Origin of the sequence: Mycobacterium interjectum, assembly GCF_900078675.2 — a bacterium.
GTDB lineage: Bacteria > Actinomycetota > Actinomycetes > Mycobacteriales > Mycobacteriaceae > Mycobacterium > Mycobacterium interjectum.
In genome coordinates, this window is record NZ_LT546237.1 from 2,803,373 (window position 1) to 2,825,528 (window position 22,156).

General features: G+C 69.3%; 18 protein-coding genes. 9 read left to right on the top strand and 9 right to left on the bottom strand.

All coding sequences use genetic code 11. From position 1 onward, the window contains the following. Positions 1-4 precede the first annotated feature (4 nt). Positions 5-637, top strand: a complete 633-nt coding sequence (locus BN4348_RS47855; RefSeq protein WP_066914732.1) for a class I SAM-dependent methyltransferase — start codon at positions 5-7, stop codon at positions 635-637. Between the two features lie 149 nt (positions 638-786). After that, complete coding sequence (locus BN4348_RS47860; RefSeq protein WP_066914734.1) at positions 787-2,673, top strand: serine/threonine-protein kinase PknH/PknJ; 1,887 nt, start codon at positions 787-789, stop codon at positions 2,671-2,673. 23 nt (positions 2,674-2,696) lie between these two features. Here the strand turns inward: BN4348_RS47860 and BN4348_RS47865 are convergent, their stop codons facing one another. From BN4348_RS47865 to BN4348_RS47885, 3 genes are all read right to left on the bottom strand, one after another. Continuing rightward, the gene (locus tag BN4348_RS47865) at positions 2,697-3,266 is read right to left on the bottom strand and encodes a hypothetical protein (protein ID WP_066914736.1); all 570 of its coding nucleotides are present in this window, start codon (positions 3,264-3,266) and stop codon (positions 2,697-2,699) included. A 251-nt stretch (positions 3,267-3,517) separates the two neighbouring features. Continuing rightward, positions 3,518-4,639 (bottom strand): adenylate/guanylate cyclase domain-containing protein, encoded by a 1,122-nt coding sequence (locus tag BN4348_RS47870; RefSeq protein WP_211145744.1) that lies wholly within the window; start codon positions 4,637-4,639, stop codon positions 3,518-3,520. A 410-nt stretch (positions 4,640-5,049) separates the two neighbouring features. Further along, positions 5,050-6,033: an amidase family protein gene (locus tag BN4348_RS47885; protein ID WP_096866174.1), complete on the bottom strand. Its 984-nt coding sequence runs from the start codon at positions 6,031-6,033 to the stop codon at positions 5,050-5,052. Positions 6,034-6,080: 47 nt separating this feature from the next. Between BN4348_RS47885 and BN4348_RS47890 the strand changes: the two genes are divergently transcribed. The 3 genes from BN4348_RS47890 (at position 6,081) to BN4348_RS47900 (ending at position 11,041) form a co-directional block, all read left to right on the top strand. Beyond that, positions 6,081-6,515 carry an HIT family protein gene (locus BN4348_RS47890; protein ID WP_066914981.1) on the top strand — a complete coding sequence of 145 codons (435 nt, stop codon included), beginning with the start codon at positions 6,081-6,083 and terminating at the stop codon, positions 6,513-6,515. A gap of 4 nt (positions 6,516-6,519) precedes the next feature. Next, a complete protein-coding gene (locus tag BN4348_RS47895; protein WP_066914740.1) occupies positions 6,520-6,969 on the top strand; it encodes a nitroreductase family deazaflavin-dependent oxidoreductase in 450 nt (149 codons plus the stop codon). 97 nt (positions 6,970-7,066) lie between these two features. Then, positions 7,067-11,041 carry a bifunctional diguanylate cyclase/phosphodiesterase gene (locus BN4348_RS47900; RefSeq protein ID WP_084454294.1) on the top strand — a complete coding sequence of 1,325 codons (3,975 nt, stop codon included), beginning with the start codon at positions 7,067-7,069 and terminating at the stop codon, positions 11,039-11,041. Positions 11,042-11,103: 62 nt separating this feature from the next. On the opposite strand, the gene BN4348_RS47905 is transcribed toward BN4348_RS47900, so the two are convergent. The 4 genes from BN4348_RS47905 to BN4348_RS47920 all read right to left on the bottom strand — a co-directional run bounded on the left by BN4348_RS47905 (position 11,104) and on the right by BN4348_RS47920 (position 15,318). Beyond that, positions 11,104-12,093, bottom strand: coding sequence for an IS481 family transposase (locus BN4348_RS47905; protein ID WP_066914741.1), 990 nt, complete (start codon positions 12,091-12,093; stop codon positions 11,104-11,106). Between the two features lie 108 nt (positions 12,094-12,201). Next, positions 12,202-13,233 (bottom strand): LLM class flavin-dependent oxidoreductase, encoded by a 1,032-nt coding sequence (locus BN4348_RS47910; protein ID WP_066914743.1) that lies wholly within the window; start codon positions 13,231-13,233, stop codon positions 12,202-12,204. 142 nt (positions 13,234-13,375) lie between these two features. Next, positions 13,376-14,494, bottom strand: a complete 1,119-nt coding sequence (locus BN4348_RS47915) for an FAD-binding protein (RefSeq protein ID WP_066914745.1) — start codon at positions 14,492-14,494, stop codon at positions 13,376-13,378. Beyond that, complete coding sequence (locus BN4348_RS47920) at positions 14,491-15,318, bottom strand: uracil-DNA glycosylase (RefSeq protein ID WP_066914746.1); 828 nt, start codon at positions 15,316-15,318, stop codon at positions 14,491-14,493. Before BN4348_RS47920 ends, BN4348_RS47915 begins: the two co-directional genes overlap by 4 nt. 62 nt (positions 15,319-15,380) lie before the next feature. Between BN4348_RS47920 and BN4348_RS47925 the strand changes: the two genes are divergently transcribed. From BN4348_RS47925 to BN4348_RS47940, 4 genes are all read left to right on the top strand, one after another. Beyond that, positions 15,381-16,619 carry an MFS transporter gene (locus BN4348_RS47925; RefSeq protein WP_066914748.1) on the top strand — a complete coding sequence of 413 codons (1,239 nt, stop codon included), beginning with the start codon at positions 15,381-15,383 and terminating at the stop codon, positions 16,617-16,619. Positions 16,620-16,674: 55 nt separating this feature from the next. Further along, positions 16,675-17,994: an FAD-binding oxidoreductase gene (locus tag BN4348_RS47930; RefSeq protein WP_066914985.1), complete on the top strand. Its 1,320-nt coding sequence runs from the start codon at positions 16,675-16,677 to the stop codon at positions 17,992-17,994. Between the two features lie 93 nt (positions 17,995-18,087). After that, positions 18,088-19,329 (top strand): cytochrome P450, encoded by a 1,242-nt coding sequence (locus BN4348_RS47935; protein ID WP_167670474.1) that lies wholly within the window; start codon positions 18,088-18,090, stop codon positions 19,327-19,329. Then, a complete protein-coding gene (locus BN4348_RS47940) occupies positions 19,329-19,904 on the top strand; it encodes a TetR/AcrR family transcriptional regulator (RefSeq protein ID WP_066914752.1) in 576 nt (191 codons plus the stop codon). Before BN4348_RS47935 ends, BN4348_RS47940 begins: the two co-directional genes overlap by 1 nt. 103 nt (positions 19,905-20,007) lie before the next feature. On the opposite strand, the gene BN4348_RS47945 is transcribed toward BN4348_RS47940, so the two are convergent. Together BN4348_RS47945 and BN4348_RS47950 are read right to left on the bottom strand one after the other, a co-directional pair. Further along, entirely contained in the window at positions 20,008-21,264 is a 1,257-nt protein-coding gene (locus BN4348_RS47945; protein ID WP_066914754.1) for a lysine N(6)-hydroxylase/L-ornithine N(5)-oxygenase family protein, read from the bottom strand. Beyond that, positions 21,251-22,057, bottom strand: coding sequence for a GNAT family N-acetyltransferase (locus BN4348_RS47950; protein ID WP_066914756.1), 807 nt, complete (start codon positions 22,055-22,057; stop codon positions 21,251-21,253). Before BN4348_RS47950 ends, BN4348_RS47945 begins: the two co-directional genes overlap by 14 nt. Between the last annotated feature and the right edge of the window lie 99 nt (positions 22,058-22,156).

Consider the following 22,156-nt stretch of genomic DNA (forward strand, 5'->3'; position numbering starts at 1 on the left):
CCTCATGACGCTGCACTGGGACCACAACGCGTACTACCAGCGGGTGCTGCTGCGGCACCTGCCGCGGCGATGCGGGCGGGTGCTCGACGTCGGTTGTGGCGCGGGGGCATTCGCGGCGCGACTCGCCGGCCGCGCCGATCATGTCGATGCGGTCGACAAGTCGCCGGCCATGATCGAGGCGGCCGGGCGGCGCGCGCCGGCCAACGTCACCTGCACCCTCGCCGACGTGACGCAGGCCCCCTTGCCCGCAGCGCATTACGACGCGATCGTGTCGATCACCGCGCTGCACCATGTTCGGCTCGCCGACGCGCTGCGGCAACTGGCGCCGGCGTTACGGCCGGGCGGCGTGCTGGCCGCGGTGGTCTCGCCGCGCGTGGACCTGCCCCGCGAGACTCTCACCGAAATGGTTGCGGCGGTGGCCAATCCGGTGCTCGGCGTGGTGTTCGCCGCGCTGCGGACGGCGGCCCACGGCGACTGGTATGGACCGGACCCGACCAACGAGGCGATGCCCAAAGTCTTCGATCCGCCGCTGACCACCCGGCAGGCCCGCGAAGTCGCCGCCCCGACCCTGCCCGGCGTCCGCGTCCGTCGGCTCCTGTTCTGGCGTTACCTCCTGCTGTGGCGGCGCCCCGTTTAGCGGTGTCACGGTGAATGCCGCATTGCCCTGCGGCGGGGCCGCCCGCGGGCCTACCGTCTTGATTGCTGCATCGGGGCCTGCGGTTGGCCGTTGACGTCGGACGAGGTTGATATGGTCGGCGGGTCCGGGGTTGGTTTGGAGGGTCAGGGATGAGCGACGCGCAGGCCTCACGGGTGGGCTCGATGTTCGGGCCCTATCACCTGAAGCGACTGCTGGGCCGCGGTGGGATGGGCGAGGTCTACGAGGCCGAGCACACCGTCAAGGAGTGGACGGTGGCCATCAAGCTGATGTCGGACACCTTCAGCAAGGACCCGGTGTTCCGCGAGCGGATGAAGCGCGAGGCCCGCATCGCCGGCCGTTTGCAGGAACCCCATGTGGTGCCCATCCACGACTACGGCGAGATCGACGGCCAGATGTACATGGAGATGCGCCTCATCGAGGGCACCGACCTGGATTCGTTGCTCAAACGGTTCGGCCCGCTGACCCCGCCGCGGGCGGTGGCCATCATCACCCAGATCGCCTCGGCGCTGGACGCCGCCCACGCCGCCGGGGTGATGCACCGCGACGTCAAACCGCCCAACATCCTGGTCACCCGCGACGACTTCGCCTACCTGGTCGACTTCGGCATCGCCAGTGCGACCACCGACGAAAAACTGACCCAGCTCGGCACCGCGGTGGGCACCTGGAAATACATGGCCCCGGAACGCTTTTCGAACGACGAGGTGACCTACCGCGCCGATATTTACGCGCTGGCCTGCGTGCTGCACGAGGCGTTGACCGGGTCGCCGCCGTACCGCGCCGACAGCGCCAGCACCCTGGTCACCGCCCACCTGATGGACCCGATCCCGAAGCCCAGCGCCGTGCGTCCGGGCGTCCCCAAGGCCTTCGACGCGGTGATCGCGCGCGGCATGGCCAAGAAACCGGAAGACCGCTACGCCAGCGCCGGCGATCTGGCGCTGGCGTCCCACGAGGCCCTCAGCGACCCAGACCAGGACCACGCCAACAACATCGTGCGTCGCAGCCAGGAAGCCACCCTGCCCGCCACCGCCGAGGTCCACACCGCGGACAGCGGCGGACCCACCCTGGCCGCCAGCGCCGTGGGCCCGCCGCAACCCCCGGCCACCACCCCACCGCCCGCGCCGGTTCAGGGTTCACCGCCGCCCTACCCCAGGGCGCCCGGTTCGGGCCCGATGCCGCAGGCCGCCCAGGCCCCGGGGCCGTGGGCACCCGACAGCGGCCCCGTGCCGTCGGGACCTCAGGCCTACCCGGGCGGCGCCAATTGGGGCGGGCCGCCGCCACAGTTCACCGGCCCGGCTCCCTGGAATCAGCCGGCGCCCAAGCCCAAACGCAACCCGTGGCCCATCGTCGCCGCCGTCGCCGCCCTGGTCGTCCTGGCGGGCGGCGGCGTGGGGATCTGGCTGGTGACCCGGCCGGCACCGGCGCCGCCGCCCCCGGATCCCATACCGCCCGGGCGGCTCAGCGCCCTGCTACTGGATCCGTCCGGCGTCAACACCATCATGGGTTCCTCCTCGATGACGCCCGGCAAGGCGATCACGTCGATGGACACCTCGACGGTGACGCTCTCGCTGCCGAACTGCCTGGGTTCGCTGTACACCAGCCAGGACCCGGTGTACGCGGGCACCGGCTACACCGGGATGAGCGGGCTGGTGTCCTCCGAACCGGGTGACGACTACGACCACTGGGTCAACCAGGCCGCCGTGGCGTTCCCGTCCGCCGACAAAGCCAAGGCGTTTTTGCAGACTTCGGCGGACAAGTGGAAGAACTGCGCCGGCAAGACGGTGACCGTGACGAACAAGAACGACAAGGTCTTCAGGTGGACGTTCGCTCAAGTCACCGGCGGCCCACCGAAGATCGCGATGCTGGAAACCCAGGAAGGCGGAGACGGCTGGGAGTGCCAGCGCGCGATGGGCGTGCAGAACAACGTGGTCGCCGACGTCAACGCGTGCGGCTACCACATCAGCGACCAGGGCGGGCAGGTCGTCGACAAGATCCTCGCCAAGGTCGACAACGAATAGCCAAGGCGCACCGCGTCATTGGCTTACGGCTGGAGGTCGGGCCCCTCGGCGCGCAGATCGTCGACCGCCGACATGGCGTCGCGCAGCTTGGCCAGCCACTCCTCGGTGTGCTCGCCGACCAGCTTGACCGTCCACGCGAGCGCGTCGGCGCGGGACCGGGCGACGCCGGCGTCGACCAACGTGTCGAGCACCTGGCGCTCGGGCTGCTTGAGGCGCGTCATCACCGGTACGGCGATGTGGGTGAACAGGACCCGTTCGCCGTTAACTTCGACGCCCCAGGAAACCTTGCGCCCGTAGCGATCCTGCGCTTCGTCGGCGATGCGCATCCGCTCCGAACGGGTCTCCTCGCGGAATCGCGAGACCCGGCCCTGCGCGCGGGCCTCGCTCTCGTCCCCCGAGTTCTCGGGTTCGGCGAGCTTGCCGATGACGGTGATCTCTTCGCGGTCGACGATGACCGTGGGGTCGCCGTCGAACCAGGCTTCGGGGAGGCGCCCGGCGAACCATTCCGCCGCGCCGCTGGCGTCGGGCTGCTGGGCCTGCTGCCAGCCCCCGGGGCGGCCGTAACGCCGCCCATGTGTGTGGTGCGATTTCATGATTACATGATTACACCGTTACACCTGTAATGGAACGCCGTTCACCGGGGGCGAACAGTTCTGGCCAGTCGCCGTGGGCGGGGCCGACGCTCGGCGCCCTTGTCCCGCCCTTGTCCGGGGCTGTTCAGAGTTGTAGTTTTGGTAGCGAAGCAGGCCCGGAAGCGACCGATTCGAAGCGCTGGGAAACGGGGTAGGAAACCAGCCGCGTGCGACCTAAGCGTCAAACGCCCCCTAGAGTCGCCCGGGCCTGCCTATGCGGAAGAACCATTCCCGCGACGGATCCGAAACAGCTTCACTTCGCTCTTGATGCCCTTGAGCCGGCGCGCGCCGGCGAACGATCCCTGGAAATCGCCGTGGTCGCCGAGGGCTTCCAGGACCGAGTCGGCGGCGAGCACGGTGCCCGGGCGCGCCACGCCGGTGACCCGGCTGGCCACGTTGACCGGGCTGCCGAACCAGTCACCGGCCCTGCTCACCGCCATGCCGGCGGCGACGCCGGCTCGCAACCGCGGAAAGTCGTTGTCGGTGTCGACGGCCTCCACGAGCTTCAGGACGACGTCCAGCAGGGGCTGCGGTTCCGGACAGATGAACATGACCGCGTCGCCGATCGTCTTGATGAACCGCACCGGCGGGACGGTCATGTCCCGGGCGAGGTGGGCCAGGCGGTTGGCCAGGTGTCCCAGCTCCTCGGCCGATACCGCTTCGCCGATCCGGGTGAAGCCGACCAGGTCGGCGAAGCCGACGGTGATGTGGCGCGCTCCCGGAAGCGGCTTGCCGGCGGCCCGCTCCGCGGCGTTGACCGCTTCGGTCTCCATCATGTGCCGTAGCTGCATGAACAGCATGTGCTGGATCATCGGGCCGAGTTCGGGCGCGATGCGGCTGACCAGCGCCTTGGACGCCTGGGCGATCTCCAGCTCGGTGGCCCCCGCGCGCATGATCGTCGACAGGGCGGTGTAGCGCATCACCTCCGCGGCGCGCGACAGGCCGTCGGCGAGCACCTGGACCACGAGCACCAATTGTTCGGGATCCAGGCCCAGCTCGACGAACCGCTGGATGAACGCGGCGGCCTCGCCGTCGGCGCGCATGTGCACGACCGCGTCCGGGTCGTCCACCCGGACCAGGCCGATGGCGCGCTGCACCCGCTGCAGCAGCGTTAGGTCGACTCCGTAGGTCTCGCTGATCTCCCGGGTGGACACGTAGGTGCCGTCGTCCCCGATCAGGTGGCGGGTGGCCAACAGCAGCGGCGGGTTGGTGCTCCGGATCTCCTCGGCGGTGATGCCCTGATCCAGTAGCCACCGCACCAGTTCCGCCCGCTCGGTGCGCGCGGCGCCCTCGAGCCCCTCGAGCAGATCGTCGATGTTGTCGGCGGCGGCCACGTCGTCAACGTACAACTGGCGTCGATCGCAAGCGCGGCGTAGCCGGGCGAAGCGGGTCGACGCCGTCAGACCACGTCGATCGCAAGCGCGGCGTAGCCGGGCGAAGCGGGTCGACGCCGTCAGACCACGTCGATCGCAAGCGCGGCGTAGCCGGGCGAAGCGGGTCGACGCCGTCAGACCACGTCGATCGCAAGCGCGGCGTAGCTGGGCGAAGCGGGTCGACGCCGTCAGACCACGTCGATCGCAAGCGCGGCGTAGCCGGGCGAAGCGGGTCGACGCCGTCAGACCACGTCGATCGCGAGCGCGGCGTAGCCGGGCGAAGCGGGTCGACGCCGTCAGACCACGTCGATCGCAAGCGCGGCGTAGCCGGGCGAAGCGGGTCGACGCCGTCAGACCACGGTGATCTGGTCCTAGGACACCGGCGGTCGTCGGTGGGCCCAGGGCCGGGCGGCCTCGATCTGCGCCGACAGCGACAGCAGGGTCGCTTCGTCGTAGGCCCGGCCCACGAGCTGCACCCCGAGCGGCAGGCCGTCGCCGTCGAAGTCCCACGGCACGGCCGCGGCGGGCTGCCCGGTCAGGTTCCAGACCTGTTGGTACGGGACCCGCTGGGCCACCGCCAGCAGCGTCCACACCGCGCCGCGGCGTTGGTAGGCGCCGATGCGGGAGGGGCCCGTCGCATTGCCTGGCGTCACGACGACGTCGACGTCGTCGAAGATCGACTGGATCCGGGCGGTCACCTCGGCCTCCGCGTCGCACAGGGTAGTCATCCGCCGGTCGGAGAACATCGCACCGGCGCGCGCCAGGTTGCGGGTGCGCGCCTCGAGCCGCTCGGGGTGCGCCAACGAGTCCGCGTCGTCGCTGATGCCGCGCAGGTAGCGGGGCAGGTAATTGGTGATGATGGCCGACGGTGGATAGTCGGGGTCACGGGTGATGACCTCGTGCCCCAGATCGCGCAACAAGGCGCTCGCCTCGTGGACCGCCGCCAGCTGCGCCTTGCCGACCCGGACGGGCAGCGGCGTTGGGCCCTTGGTGCTCAAGGCGATTCGCAGCCGGCCGGGGCGGCGGGCGNCCGCCTCCCCGTCGGAGGTCACCGCGGGACGATGCCCGCCGCTGCCGTAGGTGGTCACCTCGCCGGCGACGTCGACGTCGTCCTTGATCGCGACCGGCACGCCGAGCAGTGGCAACCGCTCCCCCGCGTCGAGGCGGTCCTGCGCCGCGGCCGCCTCGTCACGCGCGCTGTCGGCCAGCACGACGCGGTAGCAGCGCAGCTCGCTGTCCAGGCGCGCGATCCGCTCCAAATAGAATTCCAGCAGCTCCGGTGCGGTCAGTTCACCGTCGGCCAACATCCGCGCCTGCGCGGCCGCGCCGGCATAAGCCACATCGCGGGCGTCCACTGCGGCAGCGTATCCCGCGGCCCGGGGCGGTCAGTACCGTGGGCGACATGCCCTGTGTGTTCTGTGCGGTCGTCGCCGGGGAGGCCCCGGCCCTGAAGATCCACGAAGACGACGACTACCTCGCCATCCTCGATATCCGCCCGTTCACCCGGGGCCACACGCTGGTGATCCCCAAGCGGCACACCGTCGATTTGACCGACACCCCGCCCCAGACGCTGGCCGGCATGGTCGGCATCGGCCAGCGGATCGCCCGGGCCGCCCGCGCCACGGAGCTGGCCGACGCGACCAACATCGCCATCAACGACGGCCGCGCCGCCTTTCAGACGGTGTTCCACATCCACCTGCACGTGCTGCCGCGGCGCAACGGCGACAAGCTCTCGGTGGCCAAGGGGATGCTGGTGCGCCGGGACCCGGACCGGGAGGCCACCGCGCAGATCCTGCGGGACGCCGTGGCGCGCATCGACGCGAGTCAGCAAGACTGAGCCCATGAGCAACCTGACCCCGCTGGAGCAGTTCGTGCTGCTGCCGTTCCTGCGCCTGCACGACACGATCTACCGCACGACCGACGGCAGGATCGGTCACCGGATACCGGGGATGCCGCCCAGCCTGCTGTTGCACACGACCGGCGCGAAGACCGGTCGGCCGCGCACCACGACGCTGACGTACGCCAAGGACGGCGACTCGTACCTGGTCGTCGCCTCCAAGGGCGGCGACGACCACAACCCCGCCTGGTACCACAACCTGCGCAAGCGTCCCGACTGCGCGATCAACGTCGGCGCCAAACGCATCCCGGTGACCGCCCGGCAGGTCGGGCCCGACGACTCCGACTACGCGAGGCTGTGGGAGCTGGTCAACAAGAACAACGGCAACCGCTACAACGGCTATCAAAGCCGGACGGCGCGGCCCATCCCCATCTTTGTATTAAAGCCGCGGTGAATATTGCCAGGTAGGCCCGGATAGCCGCGCCGCGGTCTATTCTCCTGACACGCGCGGTGAACGCTCACCGCAAAGCGCGGGATCGGCTGGAGCGGCTATGACACGGCGGGCGGGGAATCCGTGGCGGCGGTTCGGGCTGTCCGCCCGCGCGGGCTGGCTCCTGGTCTGCGTTTACGCTGTCGCGGCGCTGCTGGTGGTGGCCTCGTCGCTGTTCAGGTGGCGCGGCGCGTACGGGACGCGGCCGGTCGACGAGGCCGCGTTCGCACTGTGTCTGCTCGTGGCCGGCGCAAGCGCCGGCTATGCGGCCCGCTTCTCGACGGGTCGCCGCAGATTCGGCTGGCTGGCGCTGGTGATCGGCCTGCTGGGCTGGGCTGCGGGCGAGGTCCTGTGGACGAGTTACGACGTGCGCCCGGAGATCGAGCACGCCACCCACCCCGCCCTGGCCGAGGCCGTGTTCACTTTGTACCCGCTCGGTGCCATGGCGTCGCTGGCGCTGTTGTCGCATCTGTCCCGCCACAGCCCCCGGCGGCTGGTGCTCGACGGCCTCATCGTGGCGACCTCGCTGTTCGTCATTTCGTGGGTATTCGTCCTGGACAAGCAGTTGCGCGAGGACTCGGGCTCGCGGCTGGCGACCCTCATCGAGGTCTTCGCCGACGTCGTTATCTTGACGACCGCGATCCTGATGCTGTCGCGGGTCCGCTCGAACGACATCCCGAGCCGGGGTCTGCTGGCCGGCGGTATCGCGACCATCGCCGCCGCCGACATCGCCATGGTTTTCCAGACCGGGGTGGGCAGCTATCACCTGGGCGATGTGACCGACCTGGGGCGGGTGGCCGGATTCGGGCTGCTCGCACTGGCGGGCCTGGCCAGCGTCCACGAAACCGGCACGGACCAGCCGCAGGCCGAGATCATGTCCCCCGCTCTGCTGTGGCTGCCCTACCTGCCACTCGTGCTGGCCGCCGCGGTCGGCCTGGGTCACGCGGTGGGCCTGATGGCGCACGGGCCCTTGCTCGCCGCGCTCGGGATCCTCGTCGCCGCGGTGCTGGCCCGGCAGTTCCTCGTGCTCGTCGAAAACCAGGGCCTGCTCACCGAGGTCGCCCGGGAGGCGTTCCGCGACAGCCTGACCGGTCTGGCCAACCGGGCGCACTTCCTGCATCGCCTGGAACAGGCCGTCGCCCGGCAGCGCCGCGACGGCGAGCCCATCGCGGTGATGTGCCTCGACCTCGACAACTTCAAATCGGTCAACGATGCCCTGGGCCACCCGGCCGGCGACGAGCTCCTCGTCCGAGTGGCCCACCGGCTCACGGCCGCGCTGGGCGACACCGGCATCGTCGCACGCCTCGGCGGCGACGAATTCGCCGTCCTCATCGAGGCTCCGGTCGAAGAATCGCAGGCGGCCGCGAACCGGGTCCTCGATGCGTTCGGGACGGCGATCGTGATCGACGGCGTTCCCATCGAGGTCAGACCGAGCATCGGCTTCACGGTGGCCGCCGCCGCGTCGAACTGCACCGTCGACCAGCTACTGCGGCACGCAGACTTGGCGATGTACGCCGCAAAACGCGAAGGCGGCCAATGCATTCGGGGTTTCTTGCCGGACCTACCCTTCCCTTACGCGTTCCCCCAAATCGCGGAGTCGGCGGGGTCGGCGTTGCAAGGAGGGCCGGCGGGCCGGGACCGGGCAGCCTCCCCGCCCCCGGTGGGCGCCTTCGGCACTCAGACCAAACTGGCGCGGTCCCTGGCGCCGCTCGCCGCGGCCGCGACCTCGCCACGGGAGCGAACGCACGACGCCCCGGCCGGCATGCGGTGGCCGCCGACATCCATCCGGATTGCCTTGGCCGCGTTGGGAATTGGTGTGGCGGCCTTTGCCCTGACAAGCGTGTTGGATCCGAGTGCCGCGCGCAACGCGTTCTTTGCCAAGTTCCTCTACCCCACACTGAACCTGTCGGCCGCGGCGCTGATCGTCGTTCGCGCCTACCGCGTCAAGGCCGACCGCCTCGCCTGGGTCTTGATCTCGGTCGGCATGGCGGTGTCGGCGGCCGGTGACCTGGTCTACGCCACGTGGGTGCGGGAGGGCCAGTCGCCGTCGGCCGCCGATCCGGAGTACCTGGCGTTCTACCCCTTCCTGTACGCCGGGCTGCTGTTGCTCATGCGGTCACGGCTGAGGTCGGTACCGCTGCCGATCCGGCTCGATGCGCTGGTATGCGCACTGGCCGCGGCCTCGGTGGGCGTGGCCCTGCGGGCGGGGCCCATCCATGCGGCCGCGGTCCGCGCGCCGGCGACCGTGCTGGTGGGGCTGGTCTACCCGTGGGGCGACCTGGTCCTGTTGGCGCTGACCGCCGGCATGCTGCCAATCCTGGGTTGGCGCAACGGATTCCGCTGGGGCCTGCTGGTCGTGGGGTTCATCGCCTTTGCCGTCGCCGACACGGCGTATCTCTTCGAGACCGCCGAAGGCACCTACCGGGTCGGCACGACGCTCGACGCGCTGTGGCCCGCCGCCTCGCTACTGGTGGCCATGGCGAGCTGGGCGCCGTGGTCGCCGACGGCGCCCGCACCCAAACGCGGACTCGGCTCCTACACGGTGCCGGTGGTGTGCACCGTCGTGGCGCTCGCCGTCGCCGTCGTCGCGCACAACTCAAGGCTGGCAACGGCTCTCGCCGCGTTGAGCCTGATCGCGGTCGCGGCGCGATTCTCGGCGACCTTCCGCGACGTCAGCATGCTGGCCGAAACGCACAAGCAGGCCATGACCGACGAATTGACCAGCCTGCCCAACCGGCGATCGCTGGCGACCGCCCTGACGGGACTGTCCGACTCGGCGCCGCCGGGACCCCTGGCTGTCCCCGGCGCGGCATCGCGCCGGGCGCTGCTGCTGCTGCACCTGTACGAGTTCGACGAGATCAGCGAATCGATCGGCGCCCACTTCGGCGATGAGCTGCTGTGCCGCGTCGCAAACCGCCTGGCGCACTGCGTCCGTAGCGACGATCTGCTGGCCCGCGTGAACGACGACGAATTCGCCATCCTGCTCGCCGAGGGCTCGGACCTCATCACCGCGCGCGCCCAGGCCGGCCGGTTGCTCGAGGCCCTGAGCGATCCGTTCGCGCTCGATCCGATCACGGTGCAAGTCGATGCGCGCATCGCCATCGCGCTGTGCCCCGACCACTGCGACCGTCCGCAGGAGCTGTTGAATCGAGCCGAGATCGCGATGCCCCACGCGAAATCCGCCATCGGTAAGATCGCGGTGTACGACTCGGCGTACGAGATGTACCGCGACAACGACCCCAACCTCCTCGAGGAATTGCGCGTCGCGCTGCTCGATGACGAGCAGCTGATTGTGTACTACCAGCCCAAGATCAACGCGAGCGACGGCAGCGTCCACAGCGTCGAGGCGCTGCTGCGCTGGCGCCATCCCAACCGCGGGTTGTTGCTGCCGGAGGAGTTCCTGTGCGCCGCCGAACGCGCCGGGCTGATGCGCCAGGTCAGCAACCACGCCATCGACCTTGCCCTCAAGCAGGCCCGGTCCTGGCGCGACCAGGGCATGCCACTGCCCGTCGCGGTGAACCTGTCGACGGCGAACCTGCTTGACCTGGACCTGGTGAGCACGATCGAAGGGCTGCTGCGCACCCATGGCCTGCCCGCCGACTCACTGATCGTCGAGATCACCGAAAGCGCGCTCGTCGACTCGGCGCGCTCCCGCCACACCGTCGCCGCGCTGCAGGCCCTGGGCGTTCGTATCTCCCTGGACGACTACGGCACGGGATGGTCGTCGCTGGCCCGCCTGCAGGACGTCTCGGTCGACGAGCTGAAACTCGACCGGGTCTTCGTGTCACGGCTGGCCCACGACCCGCGATCGGTTGCGATCGTGCGCTCCACCGTGGCGTTGGCCCGCAGCCTGGGCGCCGACCTGGTGGCCGAAGGGGTCGAAGACGAGGTGACCCTGCGCGCGCTGCGCCGGTACGGCTGCACCATCACCCAGGGCTTCGTGCACAGCCCGCCGTTGCCCCCGGATGACCTGCGCGACTGGATCGCCATCCATGCGCCCACTTCCCAGCGGAGCAAATCGCGCGTGACCGACTGAGGGGCCACACGAGCTGAGATTCGCGAGGTCACGCGCCGAATCGCAAATGATGCGTCGCGGGCCTAATTGTACTGACCTGAGAGGTTAAGTACGCGGCTGGCGGGTGGTTGTCCGCCGAGTGCGGTGTGGCCGCGGTGGTAATTGTAGGTGTGCAGCCACCGGTCGAATTCTTTGCATCGTTCGGCATCGCTGCGGTGGAGCCGGGCGTATGCCCACTCGTCGGCCAGGGTGCGGTGAAATCTCTCCACCTTGCCGTTGGTCTGCGGGCGGTAGGGTCGAGTCCGGCGGTGTTTGATCTCGCCGAGAGCGTCGGCGAAGGCGTGGGATCGGTAGCAAGATCCGTTGTCGGTCAACACATGTCGCACTGAAAAGCCGCATTCGTTGAACCAGGCGTTAGCGCGACACCAGAACGCCGCAGCGGTTTCCTTGCGCTCGTCGGCCAGCAGCTCGCTGTAGGCCAGTCGCGAGTGGGCGTCGATCGCGGTATGCAGAAAGTGATATCCGCGCACCGGATTGCGGTACTTGCTGATCTGCCCTGAACTCTTGTCGGCTTGTCTGTTGCGTCTGCCGGCGGTTCTGCCCAGCATCCGCCAACCGCCCCCGGCGGGGATCTTGCCCAGTTTCTTGACATCGATGTGAACCAGATCGCCACACGCTGCCGATTCCATCCGGCGGATCACCTGCCCCGTGGGGCGATCGAGCCAACGCAATTTGGCCAGGCCATACCGAGTCAGCACCCGGTGCACGGTCGAGGGATGCAACCCCAGCAGATAACCGATCCGTGCTGGCCCCCAGCGTCGGATCACCCGGACTTCGATGATGCGCCGTTCGGTGCGTGCGGGTGTCCTGTTGGGGCTGTGGTGAGGCCGTGAACTGCGGTCGGCCATGCCGACAGGACCGAGTTCACGGTAGCGCCCGGCCCAGCGAGCAGCGGTGCCAACCGAGACCTGGAACCGCTCGGCAGCCCGGCGCAGCGGCCAGCCGTCCTCCACGATGCAACGCGCAAGACGCAGCCGCCCGGTTTCAGACAAAGGGGCATTACGGTGGGACACGAAGACCTCCGGAGTGAGTTAGTGCGTTCCTCGACAGCTCGCACTTCACTCGGAGGTCTTCGTTATGTCACCACGCCACGCCGTCTCTAACGTCCGTGGTCAGTACAACTAGAACAGCTCCTTGGCCAACAGCTCCAGCGTCGCCACCCGCGCGGGCGCGGTGGCCGGATCCGTGCCGAGGTGGGCGGAGGCGACCGGGTGGACCATCACCTCGTCGACGCCGAACCGTTCGGCGAGCGCCCGCACCTGTTCGGCGGCCTCGGCGGGGGTGCCCAGGACGGCCCGGCGCAAACCGCTGTCCACGATGCGCTGCTGTTCCGGGCCGAGCTGCGCGACTTCGGCCTCCTCGACCAGCGGCACCGGCCCGAGCGGCTGCCCGGTGCGCAGCCGCGCCATCATCTGCAGGTTGGGCAGCATCAAAGCCGCTGCCTCAGCGCGGGTTTCGGCCACGGCGGCGTTGACCGTCAGGAACGTCAGCGGCTCGGGGGTCAGCTTGTTGGGCTTAAATCGGGAGCGGTAGACCTCGAGCGCCTCCTCGGTGCCCTGGCCCGAGAAGTGGTGCGCGAACACGTACGGGAGCCCCTTGGCGGCGGCCAGGTGCGCGGAGTACATCGACGAGCCCAGCAGCCACAGCCGCGGCTCGCTCGCCGCCGCCGGGGTGGCCTTGAGCCGATAGTCCCCCGAGCGCAGCGGCACGATCACGCCCCGCGCGCTCATCAGCGCGGCCACGTCGTCGAGGTACTCGGGGAAGTTCTCGATGTCTTCGTCGCCGCGGCTGCCGCGCAGGGCGTACGACGTCACCGGGTCGGAGCCGGGCGCGCGGCCGATGCCCAGGTCGATGCGGCCCGGGGCGGCCGCCTCCAGCAAAGCGAACTGCTCCGCGACCGCCAGCGGCGCGTGGTTGGGCAGCATCACCCCGCCCGACCCCAGCCTTATCTGCGTGGTCTGCGCGGCCAGGTAGGCGATCAGGACCGGCGGGCTGGTGGCGCCGACGGACGGCATGTTGTGGTGTTCGGCGACCCAGTACCGCGTGTAACCGAGCCGGTCGGCGGCCTGGGCCAGCTGCACGGTGGCCGCCAGCGCTTCACCGGTGCTCTGGTCGGTGCGCACCGGGACGAGGTCAAGGACGGAAAGCCGCACGATGGCGTCAACGCCTTTTGCCGGGTGAACGTTCCCAGTGCGGGTGCGCCGGCGGCTTTCCGTGTGAACGTAGGGCGGGATTTCGGCCGATTTTTCACCCTCACTTCACACTCAAAGCCGGGGATTCACACTCAGAGCCGGCTCAGTAGTCCTTCAGCGTGATGGAGTTGACGATGCGGTCGAACACCTCCTGCGGGATCGGCGCACCCCCCGGGATGTTGTCGATCACCAGCCACTGGTTGCGCTTGACGTAGTCCTGAAATTCCTTCTGGTAGTTGGCGAAACCGAGCGCGTAGTCGTCCCCCGCGGCCGCCAGCTCGCCCGCCAGGATATAGGCGCCCAGCAGCGCGACGCTGGTGCCCTGCCCCGACAGCGGCGAACAGCAATAGCCCGCGTCCCCGACCAGGGCCACCCTGCCCTTCGACCAGCGGTCCATCTTGATCTGCGACATCTCGTCGAAGTAGAAGTCCGGCGCAGTCCGCATGTACTCCATGAGCTGCGGGCGGACCCAGCCGTCGTCGGCCATCCGCCGTTCCAGCTCGGCCAACTGGGCCTCCGTGTCCCGGTAGTCGATCCGCAGGTCGGCCTCCATGAAGCCGACCATGGCCCGGGCCTCGGTGTTGTTGCGCGCGCTGTAGACGCCGACCATGGTGTTGTCGCCATAGTGCCAGGTCTGCCAGTAGTCCAGGTCGAGAAAGTTGGGCACGGTGAAGATCGCCGCGAATGTGCCCAGCCGCTCGATGAATTGCGCCTCGGGGCCGAAGACCAGCCGGCGCACGTTGGAGTGCAGACCGTCGGCGCCGATCACCAGGTCGAAGCTGCGCGCGGCGGCGCGCTCGAACGTCACCTTGACCGAGCTGCCGTCGTCCTCCAGCGCCGCGATGCTGTCGTCGAACATGTACTCTGTATTGAGTTTTGTTGAGTCATAAAGTAATTCGACGAGGTCGTCGCGCAGCAGCTCGATGTCGAGGCTGGCAATGAGCCCGCCGGTGGGCGTCGATTCGGTGTCCTCCGACAGCTCGTTGCCGTCGCGGTCCACCACGGACGCGCCCCGGATTCGGGTCCGCACGTGGTCGGCGGCGGCCCGCAGCATCATGCGTTCGAGCACCGTCAGCGCCGGCCCGCGCACGTCAATGGCCTGCCCCCCCGGCCGCAGCCCGGGATGGCGCTCCACCACCGTGACCGAATAGCCATGGCGGCCGAGCCAATACGCGACCGCCATGCCGGCCACGCTGGCACCGGAAACCAGGATATCGGTCACGTAACTCCCGCCAGTCTCTTTGCGTCGGTGAAGACGTCGTCGAGCATTTCCGGAGTCAACCTACCGGTGAACATATTTTGCTGGCTGGGGTGGTAGCAGCCGAGCAATCGCGCACCGGTTTCCAGGTCCACCACGGCGCCATGGCCGAACCGTGGCTTGCGCGGGCCGGACAGGCCCGCCAGGCGCAGCGCGATCTGCCAACCGAACCCGCCCAGGGCCACGATCACGCGGACATGCTCGGACACCAGCCGCCATTCGGCCTGAAGCCAGGGCCAGCAGGTGTCGCGCTCCGCGGGGGTGGGCGCGTTGGCCGGTGGCGCGCAGCGCACCGGCGCAGAGATCCGAATCCCGTTGGCGCGCAAGCCGTCCGCAGCGTCCACGCTGATCGGCTGGTTCACCAACCCGGCTCGATGCAGCGCCGCGTAAAGCTGGTCGCCGGAGCGATCACCGGTGAACATGCGCCCGGTCCGGTTGGCGCCGTGCGCCGCGGGCGCCAGCCCGACGATCAGCAGCCAGGGCCGCTGCGAACCCCAGCCGGGCACCGGCCGCCCCCAATAGGGCTGGTCGGCGAAGGCCCGGCGCTTGACGGCGGCGACGTCCTCGCGCCAGGCGACCAGCCGCGGACAGGCGCGGCAGACGCTGATCACCGCGTCCAGCTCCGGTATCGAAGCGGCCTCGGCGGCCAGCGCGGCGACCTGGGCCGGGTCGGCCGCCACCGGCGTCTCCGGCGTGGCCGGGTCGCCCGGCCATCCGGTGCCGGGCCGCACCGGAGACGCGAACGTCTGGCCGGTATTCGGGTGGACGAGCACATGAACATCGTGCACGAGCGGCGAAAAATGGGTCGCCGCAGCTGCTGCTTTGGCGCTACATTCACCGGCGATATCCCATGAAAAGCAGCCGCCCCGCCTTCCTGATCCTGTTCGCCACCCTGACGGCGACCGCGGGCACCGGCATCTCGATCGTCGCGTTCCCGTGGCTGGCGTTGCAGCACCACGACAGCGCGAAGGACGCGGCGGTCGTCGCCGCCGCCATGACGGTGCCGCTGGTGTTCTCCACGCTGGTTGCCGGAACGGCGGTCGACTTCTTCGGACGCCGCCGGGTTTCGCTGGTCTCCGATTCGCTGTCGTCGACCGCGGTGGCCGCCGTGCCGCTGACCGCCCTGTTCTTCGGTGCGGCCGCCATCAACGTCGCCGAGCTGGCCGTGCTGGCCCTGTGCGCGGCCGCCTTCGACCCCGCGGGGACGACGGCACGGCAGTCGATGCTGCCCGAGGCCGCCGCCCGCGCCGGATGGTCGCTGGACCGCACCAACAGCGTCTACGAGGCGATTCTGAACCTGGCATACATCGTCGGCCCGGGCATCGGCGGTTTGATGATCGCCACGGTCGGCGGCATCAACACGATGTGGATCACGGCGAATTGCTTCGCGCTGTCCTTTTTGGCGATCGGGGCGCTGCGGCTGGAGGGCGCCGGCAAGCCGCTGTCCGCGGCCCGACCCCAGGGGCTGGTGTCCGGGATCGCCGAAGGGCTGCGCTTCGTCTGGAACCTGCGGGTGCTGCGCACGCTCGGGTTGATCGACCTGGCCGTGACCGCGCTGTACCTGCCGATGGAAAGCGTGCTGTTCCCCAAGTACTTCAGCGACCATCACCAACCCGCACAGCTGGGCTGGACGTTGATGGCGCTCGGGGTGGGCGGCGTGGCGGGCGCGCTGGGCTACGCCGTGCTGTCCAGACGCACGCGGCGCCGGACGGCCCTGCTGACCGCGACCCTCACCTTCGGGGCCGCGACGGCCGGCATCGCGTTCCTGCCGCCGCTGCCGGTGATCCTGGCGCTGTGCGGCGTGACCGGCCTGGTCTACGGGCCGATCCAGCCGATCTACAACTACGTGATGCAAACCCGGGCCCCGCACCACCTGCGTGGCCGAGTGGTCGGGGTGATGACGGGGCTGATGTACGCCGCGGGCCCGTTGGGCTTGCTGGTGGCCGGTCCGTTGGCCGACGCCGCCGGGCTGAGGGTCACGTTCCTGGCGTTGGCGGTGCCGATCCTGGTGATCGGCCTCATCGCGTGCGGCCTGACCTCGCTGCGTGAGCTGGACCAACCGGAGTTGGCGGTCGATCCGTCGCCGTAGGATTTTGGTCGTGGATGCCGCGCTGGCCGAACTGATCGCCAAGCTGCCCGAGGGGATGGTCGTCACCGACCCCACCGTGACCGAGGGCTACCGCCAGGACCGCGCCTTCGACCCGTCGGCCGGCAAGCCGCTGGCCGTGGTGCGGCCGCGGCGCACCGAGGAGGTGCAGACGGTCATGCGCTGGGCCAGCGCCCACCGGGTGCCGGTGGTCACCCGCGGGGCCGGCAGCGGCCTGTCCGGCGGGGCCACCGCGCTGGACGACGGGATCGTGCTGTCGACGGAAAAGATGCGCGACATCGCCGTCGATCCGGTCACGCGCACCGCGGTGTGCCAGCCCGGCCTGTTCAACGCGGAGGTCAAGAAGGCCGTCGCCGAGCACGGCCTGTGGTATCCGCCCGACCCGTCGTCGTATGAGATCTGCAGCATCGGGGGCAACATCGCCACCAACGCCGGCGGGCTGTGCTGCGTGAAGTATGGCGTCACAACGGATTACGTGCTGGGCATGCAGGTGGTGCTGGCCGACGGCACCGCGGTGCGCCTCGGCGGCCCGCGGCTGAAGGACGTCGCGGGGCTATCGCTGACCAAGCTGTTCGTCGGCAGCGAGGGCACGCTGGGCATCGTCACGGAGGTGACGCTGCGGCTGCTGCCCGCGCAGAACACGTCGAGCGTGGTGGTGGCCACGTTCGCCTCGGTCTCCGCGGCCGTCGACGCGGTGCTGGGAACCGTTGCGCGGCTTCGCCCTTCGATGCTGGAGTTCATGGATTCGGTCGCGATCAACGCCGTCGAGGACACCCTGCGCATGGACCTGGATCGCGGGGCGGCCGCGATGCTGGTGGCCGGCTCCGACGAAAGGGGTCGGGCGTCCGGCGAGGACGCCGAGGTGATCGCCGCCGTGTTCGCGGAAAACGGTGCCACGGAGGTGTTTTCGACCGACGACCCCGATGAGGGCGAGGCCTTCATCGCCGCGCGCCGATTCTGCATCCCGGCGGTGGAGGCCAAGGGCTCGCTGCTGCTCGAGGACGTCGGGGTGCCGCTGCCGGCGCTGGGGTCGCTCGTCACCGGGATCGAGCGCATCGCGGCCGAGCGGGACCTGATGATCTCGGTGATCGCCCACGCCGGCGACGGCAACACCCACCCGCTGATCGTGTACGACCCCGCCGACGCCGCGATGACCGAGCGCGCGCATCTGGCGTTCGGCGAGATCATGGACCTGGCCGTCGGGCTGGGCGGCACGATCACCGGCGAGCACGGCGTGGGCCGGCTGAAGCGGCCCTGGCTGGACCGCTACCTGGGGCCTGAGGTGATGGATTTGAACCAGCGCATCAAGCGCGCCCTGGACCCGCTGGGCATCCTGAATCCGGGCGCGGCGATCTAAGTCTGCTGGGCCCGCCGCGCGAATGCGCGGCCGGCCGCACACTCGGCGCTCGAGACTGTTGACATATGACGGGCCTTGTCGTACTAATGAGACATGGCTGTGGTTATGTCTCATGAAGCCCCGGCGGCGTTCCGGCTCGCCACCGCCGACACCTGGCCCGCTCCGTGGCCGATGTACCGGGCACTGCGCGACCACGACCCCGTTCACCATGTCGTGCCCGACGGCAGGCCCGACCAGGACTACTACGTGCTGTCCCGGCACGCCGACGTCTGGGCGGCGGCGCGCGACCACGAGACCTTCTCCTCGGCGCAGGGCCTGACCGTCAACTACGGCGAGCTGGATCTCATCGGCTTGCAGGACAATCCGCCGTTCGTCATGCAGGATCCCCCGGTGCACACCGAGTTCCGCAAGCTGGTGTCGCGCGGCTTCACCCCGCGCCAGGTCGAGGCGGTGGAGCCCAAGGTGCGCGACTTCGTCATCGAGCGCATCGAGAGGCTGCGCGCCGGCGGCGGCGGGGACATCGTCACCGAGCTGTTCAAACCGCTGCCGTCGATGGTGGTGGCCCACTATCTCGGTGTGCCCGAAGAGGATCGGGCGCAGTTCGACGGCTGGACCGAGACCATCGTCGCGGGGAACACCGCCGACGGCGGGATCGGCGCGGCGCTGGAAACCGTTGGCGAGGCCATCGGGTCGATGATGGCCTACTTCACCGGGTTGATCGAGCGGCGCCGCAGCGAGCCCGGGGACGACACCATCTCGCACCTGGTCGCCGCCGGGGTGGGCGCCGACGGCGACATCGCCGGCACCCTGTCCGTGCTGGCGTTCACGTTCACGATGGTCACCGGCGGCAACGACACCGTCACCGGCATGCTCGGTGGCTCAATGCCTTTGCTGCACGAGCGCCCCGACCAGCGAAAGCGTTTGGTCGACGATCCCGGGCTGATCCCCGACGCGGTCGAGGAACTGCTGCGGCTGACCTCCCCGGTGCAGGGGCTGGCGCGCACCGCCACGCGCGACGTGACGATTCAGGGCACCACCATCCCGGCCGGCCGCAAGGCCTTGCTGCTGTACGGGTCGGCCAACCGGGACGAACGCCAATACGGCCCGGACGCGGACGAACTCGACGTGACCCGCTGCCCGCGCAACATCTTGACGTTCAGCCACGGCGCGCACCACTGCCTGGGCGCGGCCGCGGCCCGGATGCAGTCGCGGGTGGCTCTGACCGAATTGCTGTCCCGCTGCCCGGATTTCGAGGTCGACGAGTCCGGCATCGTGTGGTCCGGCGGGAGCTATGTGCGGCGGCCGCTGTCGGTGCCGATCCGGGTGAACGCCTGATGCCCGACTGGCTGACCGCGACCCGCGGCGAGGCGGCCGTCGACCGGATACTCGACGCGGCCGAGGAGCTCTACACCCGGCGGGACCAGGCGTCGATCGGCATGAACGAAATCGCCAGGGCCGCAGGGTGTTCCCGCGCTACGCTGTACCGGTACTTCGAGAACCGCGAGGCGCTGCGGACGGCCTACGTGCACCGAGAGACGCGCCGGCTCGGCCGCGCCATCGCCGACGAGATCGACGGCATCGAGGGCCCGCGCGCGCGGCTGGTCGCCAGCATGACCGCCGCGTTGCGGATGGTCCGCGAAAGCCCGTCGCTCTCATCGTGGTTCGCCATCAGCCGCCCGCCGGTGGCCGGTGAGCTGGCCGGACACTCCGAGGTGATCACGGCGTTGGCCGCGGCCTTTGTCGGCTCGCTCGGTCCCGAAGACGCGACCGTCGTGCAGCGCCGGGCCCGCTGGGTGGTGCGGGTGCTGACGTCGCTGCTGATGTTCCCCGGCCGGGACGAGGCCGACGAGCGGGCGATGATCGAGGAGTTCGTCGTCCCGATCGTGACGCCGGTTTCAGCTCGCGGCTAGGTGATGTCCGCGGCGTCGCCACCGACCGCACCGCTACCGGTGGACAGCACCGAAAATATCCAATCGCGAATGGATCAATTAGGCGGCGGCGAGACACCCCGCACTACGCGGAGGCGGCGTGTGGCCTCATCCGGCGGCGCGCCTCGAATGCGGTGACGATTTCCCCGGCGCGCACCGCCACGTTGGACAGCAATGACGACGACAGGCCGTGGGTGTGCTCGACGCCGCCGTTGAGGTAGATGTCGCCCGGGGCACCCGCCTTGGGTACCAGTCGATAGTCCCGGGTGACGGCGGGCCGCCCATGCGGGTCGAATTCGTAGCGGCCGGCCAGGTCGCCCAGGAGACATCGGACGTCCATCGGGGCGTAGCCGGTCGCGTAAACCACCGCATCGCAGTCCAGCGCGGCGCGGGAGTAACCGATCAGGCGGGAGATCGTCAGTCGCACCTTGTCCGGAAATTCCTGTGCGGCGACGACTTCGGACGCGTTGTGCATGAAAAGTCGGCGGGCGCCGGACACCCGCTCCGCGTACTCGCGCGAATAGAGTTCGTCGATCAACGGCGGATCCACCGCCGAATAGTTGGTTGAGCGATGGTAGTCGAGCAGCCGTTCGCGCACTTGTGTGTCGGCACGATAGAACTCGTCCATCGCCGCGGGGTCGAAAATCCGGTTCGCGTATGGGGTGTCGTCGGCGCTGCTGTACCCGTATCGGGCGAAAACCGCGTGCACCTCGGCCTGCGGGTAGGTCTCGTGGAGGTGGGCGACCACCTCGGCCGCGCTTTGACCCGCGCCGACGACAGCGAATCGCTTCGGGGAAGAAGGGTTCAGCGCGGCCAGGTTTGGAAGCAGCCGGTGGCTGTGCCACTGCCGGGGGGTCTCGACGACGCCCGCAGGCAGCTCCGGGTGCAGCCCCGTCGCTAAGACCAACGTTGCAGCATGGATGAGGCGGTCGGGTTCGGTCCGCACCACGAACCCCGTTTCGCCCGGGGAGATTTCGACGACGCGGTGGCCGTAGCGCACGTCGGCGGCGACCCGCGCCGCGGCCCACTCGAGATAGTCGTGAAACTCCATTCGACTGGGAAAAAGCGTGTGCTGGCCGATGAACTCGACCAGGCGGCCGCGTTCGCCAAGGTAGTTCAGAAACGTGAAGTCGCTCTGCAGGTTTCGCAGGGTCGCCAGGTCTTTGAGGAACGGAATCTGCATGCGCGCATGGGGCAGCAGCATGCCCAGGTGCCAACCGAACTTGGGCTGCTGCTCCAAGAACACCGCCGCCAAACCTCGTTCGTCCAAAGCGATCGCCAACGCGAGATTCGACGGCCCGAAGCCGACGCCCAGCAGGCCGGTCTTTTCAGGAATGGGCATAGGAGCGCGCCAATCGTTCCAGATAGCGTTCGCGGACCGTGGTCCTATCGATAAGGACGACGAAATCGGCCATATCGAAGTCGGGATCGTAGGAGGGTTCTCCGCAGATCATCCCGCCGATCCGCAGCGACCCCTGCACCATCGGCGGGATGCGCACCCGGCCGGGGTCGGGTAACTCGGAAAGGCTCAATCCGTTGACCGTGACGGGGTTTCGGGGATGGACCCGGTATCGGTCGGGGGCGCGATGCCCGCTCAGGGCCGCATCACGCACACCCCGCACCAGAGCCCCGCGCGGTCCGCCGTCCTCCATCCGGACCGATAGCGATCCGATTCCGAACTGGTAGCCGCTGATCTCCTGATATCGAAGGATCCCCGCCCACAACAAACCCATCACCGCCCCGCTGCGGTGGTCGGCGTGCACGGTCGCGCGGCCGAGTTCGACGAGCTTGTCGCGCAACTCGTTCAGGCCGCCGATGTCGAAGGTGGTGTCGGCGAACAGACCGCCGGCGGCCCGGGCGCCGTCGGGCGGCAGCAGTCGGTAGCACCCGACGATCTGTCCGGTCGTCTCGTCTCGGGCCAGCAGGTGATCGCTGTAGGGATCGAACTGATCGACGTCGATCATGTCCCCGGTCAGCGGCCCGCGGACGGCCTGCGGCAGCGCCGCGCCCATCTCCTCGGCAAACGTCTGGTAGCGCAACCGCTGGGCCGCTTCGATGTCTGCGGGTTCGCTGGAGATGATGACGCTGTAACGGTTGTTATCCGTCGCGGAGATGAGCACCGCATCGCCCAACATGGATGGGAACGTTACACGGACATGCCTTCAGCAAACGGCATTTCGGGCTCACCGTGGCGGCGCGCGCCGACCGCGATCAAGATCGCGGTCGCGACCGCG